The following is a 21193-nucleotide window of genomic DNA, read 5'->3' as shown; positions in this document are numbered from 1 at the left end:
GCCACCAGAGTGTCCGCTTCCGTTCGGTTGGCCGAGAATCAGGCCGAGAACATGGACCGCGCGTTGGGGGACGTGAGCCTGTTTGCCAGTGGGAATCCTGGCGGCGACGGTTCCGAAGCGAGGTCTCAACCCGCAATCTCTAAGATCAGCGACATCGATACGCTCATTGACCGACGAACTCATCAACTCTGAACAGTTACTCCCCTATTCATTACAATGCTGCACCACTTCCTCAGGAGACAGTTCTGCGCTAGGCAGGCCACCACCTTCTCCGCTGGGATTGAGGCCTACCGTAGCGATGCACGCCTTGAGGGGATCTCCATCAGAGATGACAAGAGCGAAACCGGGACACGGGCGCATAACTCAAGTGGAATCGGGCGTTCGATGCGCCTCCTTACGTACTCTGGAATCGTCTGTCCGCTCATCGCCTCATCCTTTTAGGTAGTCGCCTCAACCGGGGCGCAGGTAGTGGCTCATACACGGCCCAACCCGGCCCCTCGCCCCAGTGATCGGAGCCACTGAGCCCCTTTCTTCCGCAGCCTGATAGACCTAGAGTGCCGATGGCGCGGTGCTATAGTACTCCGTCAGATGGCGGTTCAATCATGTGACCGCCCACGATGGAGGTGATACCCATGCCCACGTTCAGCACACTCCCGATTGGAGAGGCACGCGCGCGGAGCGCGACTGGCAAGCGCGCGGCGCTGTTGCAGGAATATGTCGGCTATATCCAGCGCGTCGCGCCCGGCGAAGCGGGGAAACTCGAGGCCGCAGAGGGCGAGACGACGCAGGCGATCCGGCGCAGGCTGAACGCGGCAGCCGAGGCGCTGGGCAAGAAACTGGATTTCCGCCGCACGGCGGACACCGTCTACTTCTGGTCGGCGGACGGACGACGGCGTGGCAGGCCGCGCAAGAACCCGGCGGAGTAGCGGTCAAGCGTCTGCCGTACTCCTCAGACAGATAGCATCTCACGAGTCTAAACAGTCCATCCGGGGAACCGGGGCATAGCTTGAAGGTCGAGGTCACCAGAGAGGAGAGAGAGGTGAAAGGGCACTCATCTCGGACTGACTGCGAGCCCGGTGGGTGTGCAGGGACAATATCCGTGCGCAGGTCAGATTTCGAGCAGTTCAAAGCACTCTTGGGCGAGAAACTGATCGAACCTGGTTTCAGCTGGAATGAGAAGGACGAGGTGTGGGTAAGCGAGGAACCAAAAGGATGTCCTGAAAGGAAAGTTCGTAAAGGAGATAGTGGCTGGTTTCAATGGGATTCGTCATGCGCCAGATTCCCGGTGGCCTCGTCGTATTAAGAACGACAAGCCGGCCACTTGGGGTTTCTACGTGCACGGCGACCGTATCTGTCGAAAAGGTAAGGAGAGGACGTGCTTGGCTAGGCTTGAGATAGCTGAGTCTTGACCTGTCTTGGCGTTCGACTGTTGTTGGGATGCGTGACCCGCACGGGGGTGGCGCGATCGGTGTGCTACGCTACGACTTGACCAGTCCGGTGTCATCATCGTTGTCGTCGTGCTCGGGATACTGAACGGGGTCGGGGTCATCGACACGTTCGTGGTCGAGGAGGACGAGACTGTGCCCGTGCTGCACGTTTTGGTCCAGGGCATCATCGGCCTTGGGTACTTCACGGCACTGACGGCGATGTGGGGAGCGACGCTGGGGAAGATGGCAATGGGGATGAGGGTGGTCGACGCGGAAGGTGCCAAACCGGGACCGGTGACGGTGCTGCAGCGCGAATAGGCGGTCGGCCAAAACCGGCAAAAGTGCTTCGTTGGCAGCTCGGAAGCGACTAATCTCGACATGCTGCTCTCCGACCGCAGCGGTGGCAAGCCTGTAGAGCAACCTGCCAACTCTGAGTTTCCTAGCCTCCTTATCCTGTTCGCTCTTCGCTAGTTCCAAGACAGAGACTACGGTGTCTCCCGCAACTCCCAGCACACGATCTTCCCAATCGAGCAGCGCTGAGAATTGGGGGGGCTTTTCTGAAAGCCTAGCAATATCTTCGACAAGTCTATCCTCATCAAGGACATCGTCAGTGCTGTAGTATTGACTCTTATCTAAGCTAAGGCGTTCTCCTTTGGGCGGTTCCGCTCACGCCGAGTCCGTCGCGGGACCGCCCGTACCGGAGTTTGGCGCCAGGCCCACGGGCATCTCCAGGTAATTGATGCCGTACCACAGGGTGGTGAATGGTGCGGAGGGGGAGCGCCTCCCCCGACCATTCGTGGGCGGCGAGAAGTACACGGCCCCCTCCCTGGACTCGTTTCGCTTCAGTTCCACCCCGTGCAGGCAGTCGTCCGGTGCACCACTTGCCCTGCGAAAATCACGGCGTTCCCACAGGTGCTGTATCGCCCCGAACTCGTCCGGCGCCGTTCCAAGCTGAAGCAGGTCGTCGTCGAATCGTCTCGTCCCACGGTACTTTGACGTCACCCGCAGCGGCAGCCGGATGAGACTCGCCGCGGCGCCCTCCGGCACACCCACCACCGTCACGTCCCACCACTCGTCGGCGTCGGGGGCCGCCGCGACCCTGACCACGTCGCCGATGCCGGCCACGGGTGCATCGCCCAGGTCTGCCCACTGGCTGCCCAGGCCTCGCAGCCATACATCGAAGGGACGCTTGTCGAGCCTCTGCTCCGGCGTGCCGTCCCGAAACCGGACGCGCTCGGAAGGCACCGCGCTCCTCCTTAGGTCGACGATGATCTCCGCCTCGCTGTCGTCATGCCAGTGCAGCGCAACGAATCGCCGCCGGGGCGCCGTCCGCCGTTCCTCCCCTTCTCCCGCAGTGAAGTGGATGTACCCGTCGTAGGACCCGCCCTCAACGAGCACGACGTCTCCAAGCGCCGGGTCCCCCGCATCGGCCGGCTCGCTCACCCACGCGACGCGCTCGCCGTCCGCGTTCTCGGACGTGTAGATCGTCGCGAAGAAGGTGGTGGCGCTGCGCGGCGACCAGCGGTGGGTGATGCCCGTGTACCGCACAGGCACCCGCACGCGCTGGCGGTCGCCGGCTATCCGCTCCGGCTTCCCGAGCACCGTTATGGCGAAGGGCGGCTCCTTCCAACTGGTCTGCAAGACCACCGGCTCCCCTATGGACGCTTGAACATCGGGCTGGGTGTCCTCCTCCTGCCGGTCCGTCCGAAACGTCCAGACCCCATCGCGAAACGCGCATAGGACCTGCACCGGCCCCTCCACGACGAAGCCCCTTGCGTGCAGGGAGACCATGGCGATCACCCGACCGTCCTCGTGCCGCTGCACTGTATGGACTTCCGCCCAACTGGTCTTGAGGGTCGCTAGGGTGTCGTCGGACTCCCCGGTCACCTCGGGACCCATTCCCTTTAGGAAGCGGTATTGCTCCCCGCAGGTGTCCTTCCAGTACGCCTTCATGCTGCGGATGATCTGCGCCTCGGTGTGCGTGGAGGGGTCGCCTGAGAGTGGGGCGCTCCCCTTCCGCCGCGCCCGCCAGACCAGGTACGCGGCGCAGAGCATGCCTACAGCTGCTATGAGGATGATGAGCGGCATGAATGCCTCCCTCCTTCGGAGCATGTCGATCATGGTGGGCCCGCCGACGATGGCGGCAAGCTCAGGATACCCGACCGCACGGCACTCCGGCGAACGACGCACCCGCGCGGTCGCTGGCCATGGGGCGCATCCTCACCCGTCCGGCGGTGGGCGGCGCCAGGGCGCACGCGGGAAGCACCCGTGACCCGTCCGAACCGGCCTTGGTCCGCCCTGCGTCCCCTGGTGTCACCGCCTACGGGCGCCTGACGACGGTCGGCCATCGCCTCGGCGGACTCCCCGCCGCGGGTTTGCCGCTCGCGTCCTCTCTGCACGGACCTGCTTTCCCTCGCCCAGCCGCGCCGCCCTGACCCTCCCACCCGCCGACGCACACCGCTGTGGGTCCTGACCGTCCACGTGTTCGGTCCTTTCTCGCCTTCAGGCTCCCCGCCGCGCCCGGGGCGCCGGTGCCCGCCGGGAACGGGGTCCCGCATCGGGGCGCGCCCTCCCCCGGCAGGGCTGGCCCGCGCGGGGCGGACCCTCCGTCCGCCGCACCGGTCGGAATGCGCGTGCCGGCGCCCCGTCCCGCTGCCCCGCGCGGTGCCGGGCGCAGGCTGAGGCATGATACGGGGCAATCGCTATGAGGTGCATATCATGCACCACCAGTCTTGTATGACATGGAGCATGTTCCTGTGGAACCCGCAGGGCCCTGTGGGCGCGCCCGCGCCCCTCCCGGGCGCGGCGGTCCGAACCGGGAGGCACGGACGGGGGCTGCCGGACCCTCCGTCCTGCCCGCGGACCGCACCGGGCCCGTGGACCTGCTAGAGGGTCCGGGCGTACCGCCCCAGCGCCCAGAGGGGGAAGTAGTTCCGGTAGAGGGCGTAGTTGATCATGAAGGCCGCGCTCAGCTCCGGGCCCTGGGAGTTGGGGCCGTCCAGCGGTGCGAGCCGCTCCGGCCGGTCCCCCGGACCGTACCCGGGGAACCCGCAGCCCGTGAACTGCGGTTCGTCCCAGGTCCCGTCGGGCCGCTGGCGTTCCAGGAGGAAGGCGATCCCCCGCCGCACGGCGTCGTGACCCGCCTCACCCGCCGCCATGAGCGCGATGAGGGCCCAGGACGTCTGCGACGGCGTGCTGTCGCCCTGCCCCCGCAGGCTGGGGTCGGCGTAGCTGAGGCAGGTCTCGCCCCACCCCCCGTCCGGGTTCTGCCGGGCCAGGAGCCAGTCGACGGCCCGGCGCACCCGCGGCTGCGTCATGTCGACCCCCACCGCTTCCAGCGCCGGGAGCACGGCGCCCGTGCCGTAGAGGTAGTTCACCCCCCAGCGCCCGAACCACGGGCCGTCGTGCTCCTGCTGCTCCCAGAGGTAGGCGAGCCCCCGCCGCACCGCCGGGTCCTCCGCGGTGCGGCCCAGCTTCCCGTACATCTCCAGGACATGGGCCGTCACATCGGTGCTGGGCGGGTCGAGGAGTTCGCCGAAGTCGGCGAAGGGGATATTCGCCAGCTCGCGGGAGGTGTTGTTCCAGTCGAAGGCGGCCCACCCGCCATTGGAACTCTGCATGCCGGTCAGCCAGGCGACGGCCCGCGCCATCGTGTCGGCGCGTGCGCGCTCCTGCCCGTCGTCGACCAGGGGGGTGTCCCCGAGGGCCGCCACGATGATGGCGGAATCGTCGATGTCGGGGTAGTGGTCGTTGGCGAACTCGAAGGCCCAGCCGCTGGGCTGGAGGTGGGGCCGGTACACGGCCCAGTCCCCCTTGACCCGGATCTCCCTGTCCATGAGCCAGGAGGCCGCCCGCTGGAGGGCGGGATGGGCGGGCGGCATCCCGGTGTCCAGCAGACCGCGCATGGCCAGGCACGTGTCCCACACCGGCGAGAGGCAGGCCTGCACCCGGAGGGCGCCGCCGTCCGCCGACGGCGCGCTCCAGCTCCCCCGGAAGCCCGCGAGCCCCCGGGCGACGACGGGATGGTCCAGGGGGTAGCCCAGGGCGCTCAGCGCGATGAGCGCGTAGACCCACGGCGGCTGGATCCCGGCCCACGACCCGTCGGCTTCCTGGTGCCCGATGATCCAGTCCACGGCCGCCCGGAGCGCCCGCTTGCGGCTCGGCATGAAGGGCAGCCGGCGGTAGACGCGGAGGGCCCGGTCCAGCAGCAGGAACCCGCCCCGCAGGGAGAAGGGGGTGGCCTTCCACCGTGAGAGGGCGTAGGTGACGGGGCCCTCCGGGTAGAGTTCCATCACCCAGCACCGCTCGGGCGGGGGGCGCGTGGGGTGAAGGGTGAGGATGATGGTCATGGGCACGATGGTGGCCCGGGCCCAGCTGGCGAAGCGGTAGATGTTGAAGGGCGCCCACCGGGGCAGCAGCATCATGTCCGGCGGCATGGCCGGCGTCCCCTTCCAGTCCCACTGGCCGAAGAGGGCGAGCCAGATCTTGGTGAAGACCCGGGCCCGGGGGACGCCGCCGGCGGCGAGGATGAAGGCGCGGGCCCGGGCCATGTGGGGGGCGTCGGGAGGGTCTCCGGCGAGCTTCAGGGCGAAGTAGCACTCGATGGAGGTGCTCAGGTCGCCCGGGGCGCCGTAGTACATGCGCCACGACCCGTCGGGCGCCTGCCGGCGGCGGATGTCCTCGGCGACCCGGGGGATGCGGTCGCCCTCCTCCGACCCCAGGAAGCGGGTGAGCATGATGTACTCCGCCTCCATGGTGGGGTTGGACTCCAGCTCCCCCAACCAGTAGCCGTCCGCGTGCTGGGTGTCGAGGAAGAAGCGCTGCGTCCGCCGCACCGCGTCCTCGATAGGGTCTCGCATGTCCTGGTCGCTCACCGTGACAGCCTTCCTGCGGTGGTCTTCGCGGGGTTCCCTGCCCCTTGCCGTGCCCGCTCGCCCCCCGTGACCCGGTCCGGCGCGTTCCCTGCCGGCGGCCCCGGTCGGTCAGGGGTGGGCGCCGAACCAGTCGACGGCCTCCTGAAGGGCCCGGCGCACCGGCGTCTGGGGCAGGCCCAGCGCCCGCACGCTCCATGCGGGGTCGACCCACATGCGGCCCCCGGCCATGCGGGCCGCCTCCAGTGCGATGGCCGGGGGCCGCCCGAGGGCCCTACCGGCGAGCTCGGACGCCCACGCCGCCGCCAGCACTGCCGCGTGCGGCAGCCGCAGGCGCGGCGGCGGGATGCCCGTGAGTTCCGAGAGGATTGCGAAGGCTTGCCGGAGCGTGAGGTTGCCCGCCGTGTTCCCGAGGAGGTAGCGGGCGCCGAGGTCCCCGCGCTCCAGCGCCAGCAGGTGGCCCTCGGCCACGTCCCCCACGTGCACGAAGTTGAGCCCCGTGTCCACCCACGCGCGCATTCGCCGGCGCAGGAAGTCCCGCACGATCCTGCCGGTGGGTGTGGGCTTCCCGTCGCCCGGACCGACGGGCGCCGTCGGACAGACGGTCACCACCGGCCCGCCCTCCGCCGCCACCCGCCGCACGCGGCATTCCGCCTCGAACTTGGAGCGCTTGTAGGGACCCGTCATCGCCGCCGCGCCGGCGACGTCCCCCTCGGTGGCGAGGCGGTCCCGGGAGAAGGCGGTCCCGCCCACGGTGCCCGTGTAGACGATCCGCTCGACGCCGGCGGTGAGCCCGGCGCGCAACACGGTCTCCGTGCCCCCCACGTTGACCTCGCGCATCGCCCGCGCCTGGGCGGCATCAAAGGTGTAGAGCGCGGCCGCGTGGATGACGGCGTCGCAGCCCCGCAGCGCGCGGCGGACGGCGGCCGCATCGCGCACGTCGCCCTTGACGACACGTACCGCACCGTGCGGGGCCCGGTACGCGCCCGGGTCCCGGACCAAGGCCACCACCTCGTAGCCGCGGCGGACGGCGCACGCGGCCACGTGGCTCCCGATGAAGCCGGAGGCGCCCGTCAGGAGGATGCGCTTCACAGGAGCCGTGCCACCTCGGGAATGATGCGCTGCGCGGCCAGCTCCAGGGCGCGGGACGCCTCCCGCGCCTTGCGGGCCAGGGGGATGAAGCTGCAGGCGGCGGAGGGCTGGGACAGCGCCCGGAAGGCGTGGGTCCACTCCCGCCGGCCCTCGTCGGCGATGATGGCGGCGATGAAGGAGGGCAGGGGGAAGCGCGCCTCGTCCAGCACCGCGCGGACCCCGATGAGGGGGACGTCCCGCGCCGCCGCCGCCTCCGCGATCCAGCGTCCCTCCATATCGGCGACCAGTGCGCCGCTGCCGTTGTGGGCGCGGCGCTTGGCCAGGGGGGTCAGGAGGGGCTCGTCCACCGTCAGGACCGCCCCCTCCAGGACGGACAGGCCCGCCTGGCGCAGGAGCATGGCCGCCCGGGTCGTCACGGGGGCGCCGGAGAGGGGCGGGCGGGCGCCGTGGTGATAGGCGCCCGCCACCACCAGGTCGCCGGGATAGAGGTGCGGGTCCAGGGCGCCCGCGTACCCCAGGGAGACGAGCAACCGGCACGGCGCGGCGTCCAGCAGGCCGGCGACCTGGGCTCCCGCGCCGTGGCCGATGCCGACGACGCCCACGCGCGTGTGCGCGTCACCAGAGCCCAGCCCCCCCAGCTCGCGGCGGGGCGGGGCGGTGGTCAGGAGGGGAGACCCGCCCGACACAGACCCCATGCCGGTCCTCCCCGGCCGGGGGCGCTGCCCGGCCGTCGTGGGCCGGCGCGCCCCGCCGGCCCCGCTGGTCGGCGAAGCGCCGGAGCGACGCCGCGGCAGGGTCGCGCCCCGTGAACAGCACGTCGGTGACGCTGCAGTAGGGGATAGTGACCGCGCGGCCGCTCCGGGCCTCGAACAGTTGGACAAAGGGGTCGTCGGCCCGGGCGTTGCGGTTGAAGAGGAACCCGGTCACCGCGCCGCCGTCGGCCGTGCGGATGGTGACGTCGCCGCGGTAGTGGAAGGCGCAGTCGATGAGGGCGGCGACGCCGCCGTCGGCCCGCCCCGTGGCGCCGGTGGACGCGTGCGCCTCGTCCATGGCTCAGAGCCTTCCGGTGAGGGTGGAGACGGCCGTGTCCCGGAGGCCGCGCCAGGTGGCGAAGGTCGCGTGGACGGCGGAGGGCTCGTAGCCGCAGTGCACCATGCAGTCCCGGCAGCTGGGGTTGCCGCTGGCCCGGCCGTACTCCTCCCAGGGCGTCTCGTCCATCAGCTCCCGGAAGGTTGCGGCGTAGCCGTCCTGCAGCAGATAGCAGGGGCGCTGCCAGCCGAAGATGGTGTAGAGCGGGTTGCCCCAAGGCGTGCACTCGAACTCCCGCTTGCCCATGAGGAACTGCAGGAAGAGGGGGGACTGGTTGAAGCGCCAGCGCCGCTTCCTGCCGCCGAGGACGCCGGCGAAGAGCTCCTGGGTGCGCTCCCGCTCCAGGAAGGCGTCCTGGTCCGGCGCCTGCTCGTAGGTGTACCCCGGGGACACCGTCATGCCCTCGACGTCCAGGTCCATCATCGCATCGAAGAAGGCCCGGACCCGCAGGGGTTCGGCCGTGTTGAAGAGGGTCGTGTTGGTGGTGACGCGAAAGCCCCGCCGCCGCGCCTCCCGGATGGCCTCCACGGCGACGTCGTACACCCCGTCCCGGCAGACCGAGGCGTCATGGTCCTCCCGCAGGCCGTCCATGTGCACGCTGAAGCTGAGGCGCTTGGAGGGGGTGAAGACCCCCGCCTCGAGCTTCTCCTTGAGCAAGAGCGCGTTGGTGCAGAGGTAGACGTACTTCCCGCGGCGCGTGAGGGCCTCCACCAGTTCGCCGATGTGCGGGTAGAGGAGGGGCTCCCCCCCGGGGACGCTGACGATGGGCGCCCCGCACTCCTCCACCGCGGCCATGCACTCCGCGACGGTGAGGGCGCGCCTCAGGATGTGCGGCGGGTATTGGATCTTCCCGCAGCCCGCGCAGGCGAGGTTGCAGCGCAGGAGGGGCTCCAGCATGAGCACCAGGGGGTACCGCCTGCGGCCGGCCACGCGCTGCCGCATGACGTGCCACGCCACCGTCCACGCTTGCGAGATGGGCACTCCCATGGCGGCGTTCCTCCGTTGCCCTGAGGCTTCAGGGTAGTCTAGCAGAATGCCGTGACGGCGCAAACGCCGGCCGCGCCGGTGGGCGGCCGGGGGAAGGGGTCGCCGCCGCTCCGGAGCACTCCCGGCCCGGCGACCGCAACTTCGTCGGACCGGTCGGCTCCACGTGCCGGGGGGTTCGAGCCCGCCGCCGGAGGGCCCGGTGTCTCGAGTCGGCGGGACCGCCCCGGTGGGCCCGCGGCCCGGATGCGCGCGAACCCAGTTCCCCGGGATGCCCGGCGCCGCCGCAAAAGCCGCGCTGGCCAGGGTCGGCCGCCAGGAGAACCCACGACATTCGGGCCGGTCGAGGGCGGCGCTCGTCCCTCCGGGGCAAGGGGGAGGCGCTGGCGGCGGGCGGCAGTCTCCTGTCGAAGGCGACGGTAACGCAACCGATGGCGGGGGCCGGTCGGGGAGCGGGCCGTGTTCGCTGCCGCGCTTCCTCGGGAACAACGACGCAGGGTTGGCCCTCGTCCGCACCCGCCCATGACGAAGCCGTGGCGCTCCGGGCCGCGCGCCCCTACCGGAGCCGTCAGCGCGCGGTGAGCAGGACGGACGCGGTGCGCGATTGGGGCTCGATGCCTCGCGAAGGGTGTCCCGCCGGTTGCCAGGTAGGGCACGGCGGGAGACCTCCGGCCTCCATGCCGTGCCCTCCTTGACGCGAGCCGCCTAGCGACGTGGGATGAAGGCGAATATCACGACGCCCGCAAGCACCAGCGCCGCCAGCAGGATCAGGACGCCTACCCATACGGGAAATCCGCCGTCCTCCGCTCCCGCGACCGTCGCCGTCGCCGTGGGAACCGGCGCTGGCGGCTGCGGCGTTGGCGTGACGATGATCGCCGTGGCCGTGGGGGGCGGCGGCACCGCCGTCGCCGTTGCCGTGGCCACTGCCGTGGCGGTTGGGGCCGGCGGGACAGATGTGGCTGTTGCCGTGGCCGTGGCCGTGGGCACCGGGGAAGGCGGTGCAGGCACGCGTTCGGCCGTCACCGCGTGGGCGCGCTTGTTGGCGTCATGGACGTCGCCGTAGGAGACCGTCGCCCGCAGGTAGTGGCCCGCGTCGGCCTCCGACGGCGTGTAGGTCCACCCGTCGCCGGGCGCCGAGAGCCACGTGGCCAGGTCCTGGGAGCGCTCCCATTGCCAGACGACGCCGGTCACGTCGCCGTCTGGCTCGTAGAGGGACGCCGAGAGCAGCTGCCCGACGGCTGGGGCGGCCGGGGCCAGGGTCACCACGCCGGCATCGTCCACGTTGGACACGGTCACCGTGAGGGTGCGCTTGGCCTCGAAGTCCAGGCCCGCACCGGCGGCCACCGACAGTTGGCCCGTCTCCGGGTCGATCGCGAAGCGCCGGGCGTCCTTCCCGGCTAGGGTGTACGTGATCGTCGTGCTGTCGTTGTCGAAGGCTTCGAAGCGGTCGCCGACAGGAGTGCCGGCTTCGGCGTTCTCCGCGACCGACCGGGTGGCTGTTGTGCCCTCCCGGACCCTGGGAGGCTGGTTGGCGCTCGTCCCGCCCCCGCCGAAACCGCTGCCCCCGCCGGACGAGGCACTGCGGACAGCCACCGAGGAGGAGCCTCCGGTAGACACTCCGGCTCCCTCCGCCGGAACAAGGGTTCCCGAAAAGCCGGACTTCCTCCCGGCCGCGGCCGGCGCTGTGAGCGTGTAGTGCACGGCGGTGTCACCCACCAGGTTGAAGGTCAGGGTTCGATCGGACGGCGTCACGGACGGACTGGACTCCACGAAGGTGAAGTCGGCCGGGAACGTCTCCACCAACTGGCCGATGCCGCCGTAGTTGGCAACGGCTATGCGCACGACGAGGGACTCTCCCGGTCTCACCACAGTTGGCGAGAACGACCTAGTGGCCGATATAGTCTGTGTGGACGGCGTAACGGTCACCGAGGAAGCGCCGGGAGCGCGGTGGGGATCCGTCGAGCGGCGTCTGCCGCGCGGCCACGCCCGCCCGCGCTCTGGCCGACCCCGGGCGGCGTCACGGGAGGCAGGCCGTTTCACAGCATCACCGGGGACCCCGGGACGCAGGTCGTGCCCTTGGCGGCGCGGGACAGTCCATCGGGTGGCCGCCGGTTTCCGGGCCCGGCCCAGCGCAGGATGCTTCCAGGCGGCATCCTCGCCGGCATGGCCCTGGCCTACGGCGCTCCCGTTCCCGCGTCTTCCCCCGTGGCCAACCGGTATCCCACCCGGGGCTCGGTGAAGAGATAGGCGGGACGGCCTGCGTCGTCCCCGAGCTTGCGGCGGAGCCGTTTCACCACGTCCCGAACCAGCCAGGGCTCGCCAACCCGCTCCGGTCCCCAGACCCGCTGGAGCAGCACCCGGTGGGTGAGCACCCGCGGGGCATGGACGGCCAGCTCGTAGAGCACGGCGTACTCCGTGGCCGTCAGCGCCACCGGCTCACCGGCGACCGTCACCCGCCGCTCGGCGTAGTCGATGCCCAGCCCCGATGCGGCGTAGGGACCCGACGGCTCGCCCTCGAGGGGCTCCAGTCGTCTCCGGAGGGCCGCCCTGATCCGCGCAGCCAGTTCCGTTGGCGAGAAGGGCTTGACCACGTAGTCGGCAGCCCCCATGTCGAAGGCCCGGGCGACCGTCTCATCCTGGCCGTACGCCGACAGGAAGATTACCGGAATGTCCACGGTCCTCAGGATGTCGTTCATCAGCGCGACCCCATCGCTCCCCGGCAGCGCCATGTCCAAGAGCGCCAGGTGGGGCCGCCCCTCCGCCAGGAGGCGGGGCACGTCGGCGGGGTCGCCGGTCACGATGGGCACGTAGCCCGCTCTCGTGAGGACGTTCCGGATGTACCGCAGCGTCTGCGGGTCGTCGTCCACGGCCAGGATGCGGACCCTGCCCCGGCCCGCCGGACGAGACTGCGGGGAGGCTGGACCGGGAGCGGTTGCGGCCTCCGCTGTCGCCAGAGTGAAGGTGAATCGGGCCCCCAGCCCCGGCCCGTCGCTCTCCGCCCAGATGCGGCCTCCGTGGGCTTCCACGATACCCTTGCAAATGGCGAGCCCCAGGCCCGACCCGTCGACGCCGGCTGCTCTCGAGAACTTGCGGAAGAGCCCCGGCAGCAGGTCCGCGGGGATGCCCCGGCCCTGGTCAGTGACGGAGACGGCCACGTGCACACCGGCCCGTACGGCCTTCACTAAGATCGGCGACGCGTCGGGGGAGTGTCTGGCGGCGTTGGAAAGCAGGTTGCCGAGCACCTGGACGATGCGACGCCGGTCGGCCATCACCGGGAGCAGGTCCGGCGCCAATTCCTGGTGCAGGGGGGTCCCGGCGCCGCTGGCCGCGAATCTGTTCCCCGCCTCGTCCAACAGGGATTGCACCTCCGAGGGCTCAGGTTCCACCGAGAGTGCGCCCGTCTCGATGCGGGTCACGTCCAACAGGTCGCCTATGAGGAACCGCATGTGGTCCGCCTGGTCGCGGATGATATGAAAGAACTGGGTCGTCTCGGCGGGGTCCAGCTTGCCAGCAGCCTCCAGGAGGGTGGTGATCGACCCCTTGATGGAGGTGAGGGGCGTCCGGAGCTCGCGGCTCACCATGGCCAGGAAATCCGCTCGCAGCCGCTCTTGCTCCTCCAGGGGGGTCAGGTCCTGGAGGATGACGACGAAGGAGGCCAGCCCGCCCTCCTCCGCGTGGATGGGGGTGGCGTTGAGCAGGACGCCGACGCGCCGTCCGTCGGGGACCTGGATCACCACCTCCTCGGCCCGGATCGTCTCCCCGCCCCGGAGCGCCTCGGCCAGAGGCAGCTCCCTGAGGGACACCTCCTGCCCGTCCGAACGGACGCAGGTGACTACTTCCAGCAGGTCCTCCGGTGCCTGGTCCTCGTCACGCAGGCCGTCCACGATACGCAGGGCCTCCCGGTTGGAGGAGACCATCCCCCCGGTCCGGGCGTCGAAGACCACGACGCCCACCGGCGAGGTGTTCACCAGCGTCTCCAGGTCGGCCCTGGCCCGCCGCTCCTCCCGGTGCGTGCGGGCGTTGGCGATGACCAGCGCCGCTTGGGAGGCGAACATCACCAGGGTCTCCTCGTCGGCCCGGGTGAACTCCCCCCCGCCGTCCTTGTCTCCCACGAAGACGTGGCCCACCCGGACGCCCCGGTGGAACATGGGCGCCGCCATGAAGCGGAAGACCCACACCGGCAGGGGGATGCGGAAGGCGGTGAAGCCCAGGGCCCGGACGTGCTCCTCCAGGTCGGGCACCCGCATGGGCTCGGAAATGTCGGTCAGCGCCTGCAAGATCGGCAGCCCCTCGGGCATGCGCCACAGCTCGTCGGCCTCCTCGGCGGTCAGCCCGGAGGACAGGAAGTCTCCCACGCCGCCCCCGTCATCGAAAAGGGTCATCCCCCCGTAGCGGGCCGCCGTCAGGGAGCGGGCGGCGTCGAGGACCCCCTGGAGCACGGTGTCGAATTCCAGACTCTCGTTGATGCGCAGGCTGGCCTCGCTCAGGCGCGACAGGCGTTCCTGCAGCGCCTCGAAGTCCCGGTCTCGCTCGACTGGTTGGGGCATCTCTTCCCCCTTCGGCGCAGGGCGCGGCGGTGGCTTCGCGCGGCCCAGTGTGTGAGGAATTATACAGTATTTTACGGAAAACCATACAGAAGACTTCGTGGATGATACGCATGTCATAGAGACTTTGCGGTACCGTCGTTACGGTCACTGGGTGCGCGAAGCCGGACGGGAATCCTGTGCCGGCGCCGAGGGTTGGGTCCGCGCACTGCGGGAGGGACACAGGTGCGGGGGCGTGCACCCCCATGGGTTGGCCGATGCCGAAAGGATGCGCCCAGACCGACGCCGGGATCGGGACACACAGCCCTGGCCGCGCCGCGTGTCCCGATCCGTTAGGCCCCCTTTCCGTCCTGGGCATGACGCGAAACTGCCCCAGGCGGCGGCGCCGGGGTTTATGGGAGTGCCCCGGCGCCGTCCCTTTGACGGCATGGGTCAGACGGCTGGCGATGCCCTGCTGAGGGGCCCGCGGGGCCGGGGCCACGAAGGGTGACGCGGGCATGCCCCACACACGGGGCGGAAGGGGCCGCGAGGGCCCCGCCCCGCAGCGCGAAGGCGGCGGCGCGGCCCGCCGGGCAAGGAAGAGCGCAGCGGGACAACCGGGCCCTTCAGCCCTCCCCGGCTGGTGGGCCGTGCCGTCATCAGCGCCGCCCCGGAAATGGACGGCGGTACTCTTCCATCGCCCGGGGGGCGAAGACGCGGTTGCCGTCACGCACCGGCGCCAACGGGACCTGGGAACGAGGGGAGGCGGGTGGCGCGCAGGGCGTGGCGCCACGCCCCGCGCGGGCAGACGGCGTGTGGCCGGACCCTTGGATCGCCGCTAGAAGGAGCGAATGGTGCGCGGGAGCGCTGGAATGAAGCAACGGACGTGGTGGGGCATGCTTGCCCTCCTGATGGCGCTGGCCGCCTGTGCACCCCAGCGGACATCCCCGCCATGGTGCAGGCGCCGCTTCCGCCGCCTCCACCGACGCCGGCACCCACGGCGACGCCGCAGCTGGCGCCCACGCCCCTGGCCCTGCCCACACCCGCGCCCACGGCCACGCCGGTGACCTTCCCCACGCCGCTGCCGACGCCAGCACCCACGGCGACACCCCCGCCCACGCCGTGGCCCACCGCGACCCCCACGCCCTTCCATGACCGGTTCGCGCAGATGGTGTACGGGGCGCGTCCGGCGGTCGTCCGTCTCACCGACGGCGAGGGGCTGGGCAAAGGGAGCGGCGTCCTGTTCGCGGCGGCTGACGGCATCGGGTTCATCGCGACCAATGCGCACGTGGTGGACGGGTTCCGCACGGTGGCCGTGACGGTGGAGGACACCGAACGCTACGTCGGCCGCGTGGAGGAGGTCAACACGATGCGGGACCTGGCTCTGGTGTCCATCTGCTGCGGCGAGTTCACCGTGCTGTCGTGGGCGGAGGTGGAGGTGGGCGAGGACGTGGGGCTCATGGGCTACGCCTTGGGGTTCGAAGGCCCCGCCAGCGTCACCCGGGGCGTCGTGTCGGCCCTCCAGTATGAACGCCGACTGCTCAGCTGGGTGATCCAGACCGACGCGGGCATGAACGCCGGCGTCAGCGGCGGTCCGCTCTTGACCATGGACGGGGCTATTGAGGGGATCAACACCTACAAGTATGACTACGCTGAGGACGGCACCATCGCGAAGGGCATAGGGTTCGCGCTGGTCGCCAGGTCCGCTCTGGAAGTCGTAGAGGGGATGCGGGTCCGGGCATTCGCGCCCTGCTGCGAGCCATGAGACCGGCGCGGCATGCAGCCCGCGGTCTGCGGAGGGGTCGGCTTGGCGAGACCAGGTGCACGACGGCGGTGGCGGGAGCAATCCCAAGATGCGCCAGTGATCGGGCGGCCGCCCGGGGATGGCGCCCGATCACTGGCTGGAGGCAGATCATCGTCCATAACCGGGAAATGGCGGGCCGGGTGGTGTCGGCCGTTTCGCCCATGTTCGGCACTCCGCGTGGGTTGCGCGGTCGCGTCTTCGAAGTGTACCGGTGTCGGCCAACCGGCGAGGGGCTGGCTGCCCCCGGACGGCCTTATCGAGACCACCAGGAGCTCGGTGATTCGCGCCTGGGACACGCCCGTGAAGGCGCTGAGCAGGAGCCCTGGCATCGCTACCCGCTAGCGGACAGGGAGGCCGGATGCGTGGGGCCGCCGGTGCCGAGACCGCAGAGAGACTGGACTGCGTCCGCACGACCGGCACAGCCGGAGGGCGGGCGGCCATCCTGACCCTCGCGGCATGCCCTGCAGGGGTCGTGGCGGTGGCGATTGGCGGGGCGTCCGTGGGCATGAACGGCCGGGAAGGTGGAGGGCTCGTTGCCAACGTGGTTGGTGGAATTGATGCAGGGGATCCTGGAGAACGGCGCCTCTGCGTGGGCCCCATTCGGAGCGCATCGTGCGTCGGGGAAGTCGAGGTCCCGCGGATCCCGGGTGACGGCGCTCGTCCCGGCATGGCGCGCCACTGCCGGCTAGGCTGCACCTGGCGGGTATAGGAGGAGACTGTGGGCACGCGGAAGGTGGTGGTTGGCGGCCCTCGGCCGTTGCGAGGGCAGGGCGTGGGCGGGTACCCGGAATGGCAACGGGAGCGGGCGTGCGGCCCGTCGCTGCCTGAACCGGTCGGCGCCTGGACCGTCACGTGTCAGGCGTCGGCCCAGTTCAAGGGCACCCGGTTGGGTTGCCCGGGCGGCGGCGTGGAAGGACAACCCGCCGCCGCGGGGGCCCGCGTCCGCGACGACCATCCCGGCTATGGTGTCGTGTCCCCGCCGCGGCGCCGGGGTTCGACTCACGGGAGGGCATGATGGAACGCTGGACCCTGTTGGCGGTGTCCACGGGGCTGATCTCCGCCGCGGCAGCGCTGGGCGCGTGGGCGCTGCTCGCATCGGCGGCCGGCGGTGGAGGGGTCGCGGACCTCGTCATCATGGGCCTGGCGTCCCTGGTGTTGGGACTGGTCGTGCTGGTGGCGGCGATCGCAACGCCCGGCCGTCGCGGGCCCGGGGGAGGCTGATGTGTTGAGGCGAGGACTCGCGCTCGTCCCGCTGGTGGGATTGGTCGGCGGATTGCGATTGGGGCGCCGTGGCGCTTCGGGCGACCTCACGCTGGCGACGTCCCCGAAAGGGCGCGCTGCGGCAGATCCGGCTCTCGCGGTGACGGAACGATGACATCGGCGGTGCAGGCCCTCATCGTTGTCCTGGCCCTTCTCGTGGCGGTGGTGCTGTTGGTGCACGCACGGCGGTGGCGTTGAATGCCGGGCCATCCGGCGGACGCTGGCACGGCCGCCGACACCGTGCGGACCGGAGACCCCCTGCCTTGGGGCACGGCGGTGGAGTACGCCTTCCGCGCCGGCTGCGACGGGCTGGGCCGGGTGGCGGTGCACCACGTGGTGGAACGGGGCTGCGCCGCCATGGCACCCAACAGATAGCGACGGTCGTGGGCACGCAGGGCGATGCGGAGTTCATCGGGATCCTGCCAGTGTACTTCGATGCGACGGCGCAGTGTGCGGGCCGGGACGGGGTCGCGGCCAACCGGCCGGCGATGGTCCTGGCCTTGCGTTCTTCTACGTGCCAGGGGGCGGTGCGATGGCGGACGCCCGCCCCGGTATAGCGTCCAGTAACGGCAGGGTCAAGACGGCGGCGCTGCCGGACCGTGAAGGAGTCGGCGAGGGCTGTTCTGCGGTGGCGGACATGCCGCGGACGTCCTTCGGGCGGCTGCAGAGCGCGTGGGGCGTCCCGCTCCTGGAGGACGGGCTGCCCACGGAACACGGCCAGGACTATTTGCAGGTGGCAGCGCCCTGGCTGGAGGACGGGCGGCACGGCCTGTCGCGGGAATAGCGGCTGGGGCCGGAAGACCCTCGGCCGCGTGCGGAACGCAGCGACTAGGAGCAGGGGCCGGAGATCTTCGAGTCGACGCTCCTGGTGGTCGGGCTGGCGGGCGGGGCTCTGTACGTGTCCTACAGGAGCGGCGACTGGTCGGGCGGCGTCCAGGTGATCGCGGTGGCCATCATCCCCGTCATGGCGGCGGGGGGCTGGTTGCCGCTCGGTCCTGCGATGTTTGTCTGGATGATGGTCGCAAGCATTGCGAGCTGGATCGTGTGGTCTGGGAGGTGGTAGGCATGAGGCGCTATCTGTTCTCGCTGGTGCTGGGGTTCCTGGGCCTGGTGGTGGTTGGGCTGTCCTTCCTGCTGCCCCTCAGCCAGGGGTTCCTCGAAGGGCTGCGGGTGTTCGGGATCCTGTTCGTGGTCGGGCAACTGTGGTCACTGATGAAGCGGTACATCGAAGCAGGAGAGGAGGAGGATATGGAGGCGACACGGCCTGCATTTCCGTTGGGCACGGGGGCGCATGAATGGAAGCGGTTGGAGCCGGGGCCTGGGCAGGTGTGCGTGCAGTGCTTCATGTCGACGTCGGCGGATGCGCGGGTTCTTGCGGAACCGTGTACGGGCGTCACGGTCCCGTAAGCGCTGTGAGGCATTATCACGACCTGGCGGTTGTTGCGGGGAGTGAGCGCGAGCTGCGCGGGTGCTGGTGGTCCCGCGATGCGGCGCTCCAGGCGGCGATCCGTTTCGAGCCAACGAACGTGTGGGTGATGAGGCACGACGGGCTGTCGTTCTCCTCAGGCTGGTACATCGACGCCGACGCGTTCACGCAGCATCTGGCGTCTGTGGCGGAGGACCGGTACCGCGAGCGGGGGCTGGCGGGCTACCTGCTACGTCTTCGGCTCCGGCTGGCGCCGGGAGGAGGAGGACGAATGGCAACGGGCCGTGGAGCGGTTCGATTTCTCCCGGACGCAGGGGATGCCGCACTCATGGGGGACGGGGTGTTGCCGCGGCCCCGTCTGGACCGGGGCGGTTGCCGGTGAGTCCCGCGGACGGTCCCCGCCATGCTGCCACGGCGCAATCTTTCCAGCAGCGACACCCGCCATTTCCCCGAGACTTCCCGGAGCGGCTCAAGCCTTTGCAGCCGGTGTCCGGCCTGCCATGGGCGGAGGTCCCTCGGCCATTGGCCCCCGGCGCACCTCCACATGGCGCTGGGCGCGTGGCCCGGCTCGGCCCTACCATCAGCACCGGAGGGCGCCGCCGGAACCGGCCGGCAGCCTGGGGCCGGCACGCCTGCGCGACGACTGACGTGCTTGGCGTCCCGACTCGAGAGTAGAAACAGAGGAGGCACGAGCATGGGCGGCTTCGTATGGCAGTGCCCGAAGCCAAAGGGCCGGTTCCTGCCCGCGCTGGGAGCGTATTTGCTGGCGGCCCTCATGCCGTTGCTGGCCGCCTGTGGGGGAACCGACCTGGTGGTCATTGCCACGATCGGCAATTACCATCCCTTTGACTTCATCAACGAAGAGGGCGAGATTGACGGCCTGGAGCGGGAGTTGGGAGACGAGCTGTGCCGGCGCGCCGGCCTGGTGTGCGCGTGGGCCTTGAATGACTGGGAAACGATGATTCCCGACCTCGTGGCGGAAGAGTTTGACGCCATACTCTCCGGCATGAGCATCACCCCCAAGCGGGAGGAGTTGATCGACTTCACGGAAGCGTACTACCCGCCAACCCCGTCCGTATACGTTGCCAGGGCCGGCGAGGGCGGCGCGGCCGCCCGGGGCACGATTGGCGTGACGGACAACACCATCTACTCTGACCATCTCACGGCGTTGGGCGTCCCCTTCGTGCCAATCGACATATCGAGGGACGCCGTAGATGCGGTGCTCACGGACGAGGTGGACGCCGTCCTCGTGGACCACGGCTATGGGGTGGAAAAGCTTGCGGAGTTCGATGGCAGGTTGGCCATCGTGGGGCCATCGGTGCCGCTGGACCGGGGACTGGGCATCGGCGTCCGCAAGGGGAGCGGCCTGAAGGGCAGGCTTGACGAGGCCCTGGCGTCGATGAAGGCTGACGGCGCCCTCAATGCGCTCATCCTCAAGTGGGTGGGAGAGGACGGGTCGACGTTCGAATAGGGTGCGTTGGGTGCGGCACGGCGATGCGGCCAATTGAGGCGGTCAGGATGGGGAGTTCGTTACTGCCCAACTGAATGACGTCTGAGAACTTGTGATCACCCGCCCGTTCAATGGGGCGGGCGGACTTCATCGGTTCTTCCGCCACCACCCAACGAGGATTCAGGTGAACACCTGGTTGGATCTGGGTGATGACCCAGCGGGTGTCAGCGATGTCGCCGCCCGGCGATAGCCCCTTGAAGCCGGAGCCAGGGTTCGCGGCGTGCGAGCCCTTCAGGTCAAGCCATACCTCTTCGGCAAGGGCCGGGCGACAAGCACCTCGTGCAATTGCAGCGAAGCTGCCATTGGCCGGGACCAAGAACGCGGAAGGGTCATCCGTTATCGGGCGCTCATCGAGAAGTGGCTCACCCATTTCGATGACATGCGGCGCATTGCCGGTAGCGACCTGCTCCCTGAGCACGGTGACGCTTGGCACGAGACCGTCAGAGTTCATTCGCTGCGCGGTGGCGGTCCCCACGAAACGGGCGGCCTGCGCTACCTTGGTGTCGGTACCCGTCTTGAGGATGCACCGCATGCCAGAGCGTCGATTGCCGTAGCCGATGCGGCGCAGGCATTCGTGCAACTGCTCGGTACGGGCGACAACCGCGTCCCGCCCACGGTCTCCACCCGTGAGGAGGAGAGCGGAGGAGGCGCCAACTGGGCCGCCTGCGAGTCTGCCAACAACCGCCCGATATGCAGCTCGGCGGCCTGTGACGCAGTCAATCCCCGTCGACAAACGGCCCGCCGTGGAGACTGCGGTACACGTCCAGGAACGCCTCCTCCCGGTCGGCGGGCGTGTGCTTGAGGAAGATTCGATAGACCTGTTCATCGGTTGGGTGGTGCTGAAAGTCCAGATACCGTTCATAGAACTCCTGCATCGCCGATGAGAACGCATCCGCTCCAATCGTATTGAACAGGCTGGTCAGGAGATACCGGCCGAGGGCGTAGCCGCACGGGTTCTCAAACTCGCCGGACCCCGCGAGCGCCGCGACGTTGGTGACGCCGTTGTCGACGCACCACTGGCGGCCCGCGAACTCGTTGCCCTCGAACAACTCGACCTGGCCCTCCCAGTCCTCCGTGCCGTCCCACGCCTCCCGGTAGGCCAGCACGAAGTCGGCGCCGCCCTCCACCAGCCAGAAGGGCCCCACCTCGAAGGCCAGGTGGTAGTGGGCGACCTCGTGGTTCAGCAGGTTGGCGTGGGCGAAGTCCG

Annotated in this window: 21 protein-coding genes and 1 pseudogene; 11 read left to right on the top strand and 11 right to left on the bottom strand. The window is 69.8% G+C overall.

Features of this window, described 5'->3' with window-relative positions:
- From OXC99_11545 to OXC99_11535, 3 genes and pseudogenes are all read left to right on the top strand, one after another.
- On the top strand, positions 1-192 hold a 192-nt coding region (locus OXC99_11545; GenBank protein ID MCY4625616.1), incomplete at its 5' end, for a hypothetical protein.
- A gap of 425 nt (positions 193-617) precedes the next feature.
- The gene (locus tag OXC99_11540; GenBank protein MCY4625615.1) at positions 618-926 is read left to right on the top strand and encodes a hypothetical protein; all 309 of its coding nucleotides are present in this window, start codon (positions 618-620) and stop codon (positions 924-926) included.
- 543 nt (positions 927-1469) lie between these two features.
- Positions 1470-1745 (top strand): annotated as a pseudogene (locus OXC99_11535) (RDD family protein).
- Positions 1746-2093: 348 nt separating this feature from the next.
- Here the strand turns inward: OXC99_11535 and OXC99_11530 are convergent.
- From OXC99_11530 to OXC99_11495, 8 genes are all read right to left on the bottom strand, one after another.
- Positions 2094-3515, bottom strand: coding sequence for a hypothetical protein (locus tag OXC99_11530; protein MCY4625614.1), 1422 nt, complete (start codon positions 3513-3515; stop codon positions 2094-2096).
- Between the two features lie 797 nt (positions 3516-4312).
- Complete coding sequence (gene shc, locus OXC99_11525; protein ID MCY4625613.1) at positions 4313-6301, bottom strand: squalene--hopene cyclase; 1989 nt, start codon at positions 6299-6301, stop codon at positions 4313-4315.
- Between the two features lie 108 nt (positions 6302-6409).
- On the bottom strand, positions 6410-7390 hold the full coding sequence (locus OXC99_11520; GenBank protein ID MCY4625612.1) for an NAD-dependent epimerase/dehydratase family protein: 981 nt from the start codon (positions 7388-7390) through the stop codon (positions 6410-6412).
- Positions 7387-8085, bottom strand: a complete 699-nt coding sequence (locus OXC99_11515; protein ID MCY4625611.1) for a hypothetical protein — start codon at positions 8083-8085, stop codon at positions 7387-7389. The genes OXC99_11520 and OXC99_11515 overlap by 4 nt, the downstream gene beginning before the upstream one ends.
- Positions 8006-8440, bottom strand: a complete 435-nt coding sequence (locus OXC99_11510; protein ID MCY4625610.1) for a hypothetical protein — start codon at positions 8438-8440, stop codon at positions 8006-8008. The genes OXC99_11515 and OXC99_11510 overlap by 80 nt, the downstream gene beginning before the upstream one ends.
- Positions 8441-8443: 3 nt before the next feature.
- Complete coding sequence (gene hpnH, locus OXC99_11505; GenBank protein ID MCY4625609.1) at positions 8444-9466, bottom strand: adenosyl-hopene transferase HpnH; 1023 nt, start codon at positions 9464-9466, stop codon at positions 8444-8446.
- Positions 9467-10168: 702 nt separating this feature from the next.
- Complete coding sequence (locus tag OXC99_11500; protein ID MCY4625608.1) at positions 10169-11305, bottom strand: cadherin repeat domain-containing protein; 1137 nt, start codon at positions 11303-11305, stop codon at positions 10169-10171.
- 332 nt (positions 11306-11637) lie between these two features.
- Positions 11638-14010, bottom strand: coding sequence for an ATP-binding protein (locus tag OXC99_11495; protein ID MCY4625607.1), 2373 nt, complete (start codon positions 14008-14010; stop codon positions 11638-11640).
- A 928-nt stretch (positions 14011-14938) separates the two neighbouring features.
- Here OXC99_11495 and OXC99_11490 point away from each other — a divergent pair.
- The 5 genes from OXC99_11490 (at position 14939) to OXC99_11470 (ending at position 17834) form a co-directional block, all read left to right on the top strand.
- Positions 14939-15751, top strand: coding sequence for a trypsin-like peptidase domain-containing protein (locus OXC99_11490; GenBank protein MCY4625606.1), 813 nt, complete (start codon positions 14939-14941; stop codon positions 15749-15751).
- Between the two features lie 757 nt (positions 15752-16508).
- Positions 16509-16805 (top strand): hypothetical protein, encoded by a 297-nt coding sequence (locus OXC99_11485; GenBank protein ID MCY4625605.1) that lies wholly within the window; start codon positions 16509-16511, stop codon positions 16803-16805.
- Positions 16805-17011 carry a hypothetical protein gene (locus OXC99_11480; protein MCY4625604.1) on the top strand — a complete coding sequence of 69 codons (207 nt, stop codon included), beginning with the start codon at positions 16805-16807 and terminating at the stop codon, positions 17009-17011. The genes OXC99_11485 and OXC99_11480 overlap by 1 nt, the downstream gene beginning before the upstream one ends.
- 237 nt (positions 17012-17248) lie before the next feature.
- Positions 17249-17425, top strand: coding sequence for a hypothetical protein (locus tag OXC99_11475; GenBank protein ID MCY4625603.1), 177 nt, complete (start codon positions 17249-17251; stop codon positions 17423-17425).
- Positions 17426-17582: 157 nt separating this feature from the next.
- Positions 17583-17834 (top strand): hypothetical protein, encoded by a 252-nt coding sequence (locus OXC99_11470; protein ID MCY4625602.1) that lies wholly within the window; start codon positions 17583-17585, stop codon positions 17832-17834.
- 119 nt (positions 17835-17953) lie between these two features.
- Here the strand turns inward: OXC99_11470 and OXC99_11465 are convergent, their stop codons facing one another.
- Entirely contained in the window at positions 17954-18079 is a 126-nt protein-coding gene (locus tag OXC99_11465; protein ID MCY4625601.1) for a hypothetical protein, read from the bottom strand.
- Between the two features lie 36 nt (positions 18080-18115).
- On the opposite strand from OXC99_11465, the gene OXC99_11460 reads away from it, so the two are divergent.
- The 3 genes from OXC99_11460 to OXC99_11450 all read left to right on the top strand — a co-directional run bounded on the left by OXC99_11460 (position 18116) and on the right by OXC99_11450 (position 19947).
- Positions 18116-18457 (top strand): hypothetical protein, encoded by a 342-nt coding sequence (locus OXC99_11460; GenBank protein MCY4625600.1) that lies wholly within the window; start codon positions 18116-18118, stop codon positions 18455-18457.
- Positions 18458-18462: 5 nt separating this feature from the next.
- Positions 18463-18858: a hypothetical protein gene (locus OXC99_11455; protein ID MCY4625599.1), complete on the top strand. Its 396-nt coding sequence runs from the start codon at positions 18463-18465 to the stop codon at positions 18856-18858.
- A 312-nt stretch (positions 18859-19170) separates the two neighbouring features.
- A complete protein-coding gene (locus tag OXC99_11450; protein ID MCY4625598.1) occupies positions 19171-19947 on the top strand; it encodes a transporter substrate-binding domain-containing protein in 777 nt (258 codons plus the stop codon).
- Here the strand turns inward: OXC99_11450 and OXC99_11445 are convergent.
- Both OXC99_11445 and OXC99_11440 read right to left on the bottom strand, forming a co-directional pair.
- Positions 19910-20518: a hypothetical protein gene (locus OXC99_11445; protein ID MCY4625597.1), complete on the bottom strand. Its 609-nt coding sequence runs from the start codon at positions 20516-20518 to the stop codon at positions 19910-19912. The two genes, OXC99_11450 and OXC99_11445, sit on opposite strands and share 38 nt — an antisense overlap.
- Positions 20519-20702: 184 nt before the next feature.
- The coding region (locus OXC99_11440; protein ID MCY4625596.1) for a hypothetical protein at positions 20703-21193 on the bottom strand (491 nt) is incomplete at its 5' end.

It is taken from the genome of Chloroflexota bacterium (assembly GCA_026713825.1).
Classification (GTDB): domain Bacteria; phylum Chloroflexota; class Dehalococcoidia; order Lucifugimonadales; family UBA1127; genus UBA1127.
This window is presented reverse-complemented; position numbering and strand designations above follow the sequence as displayed.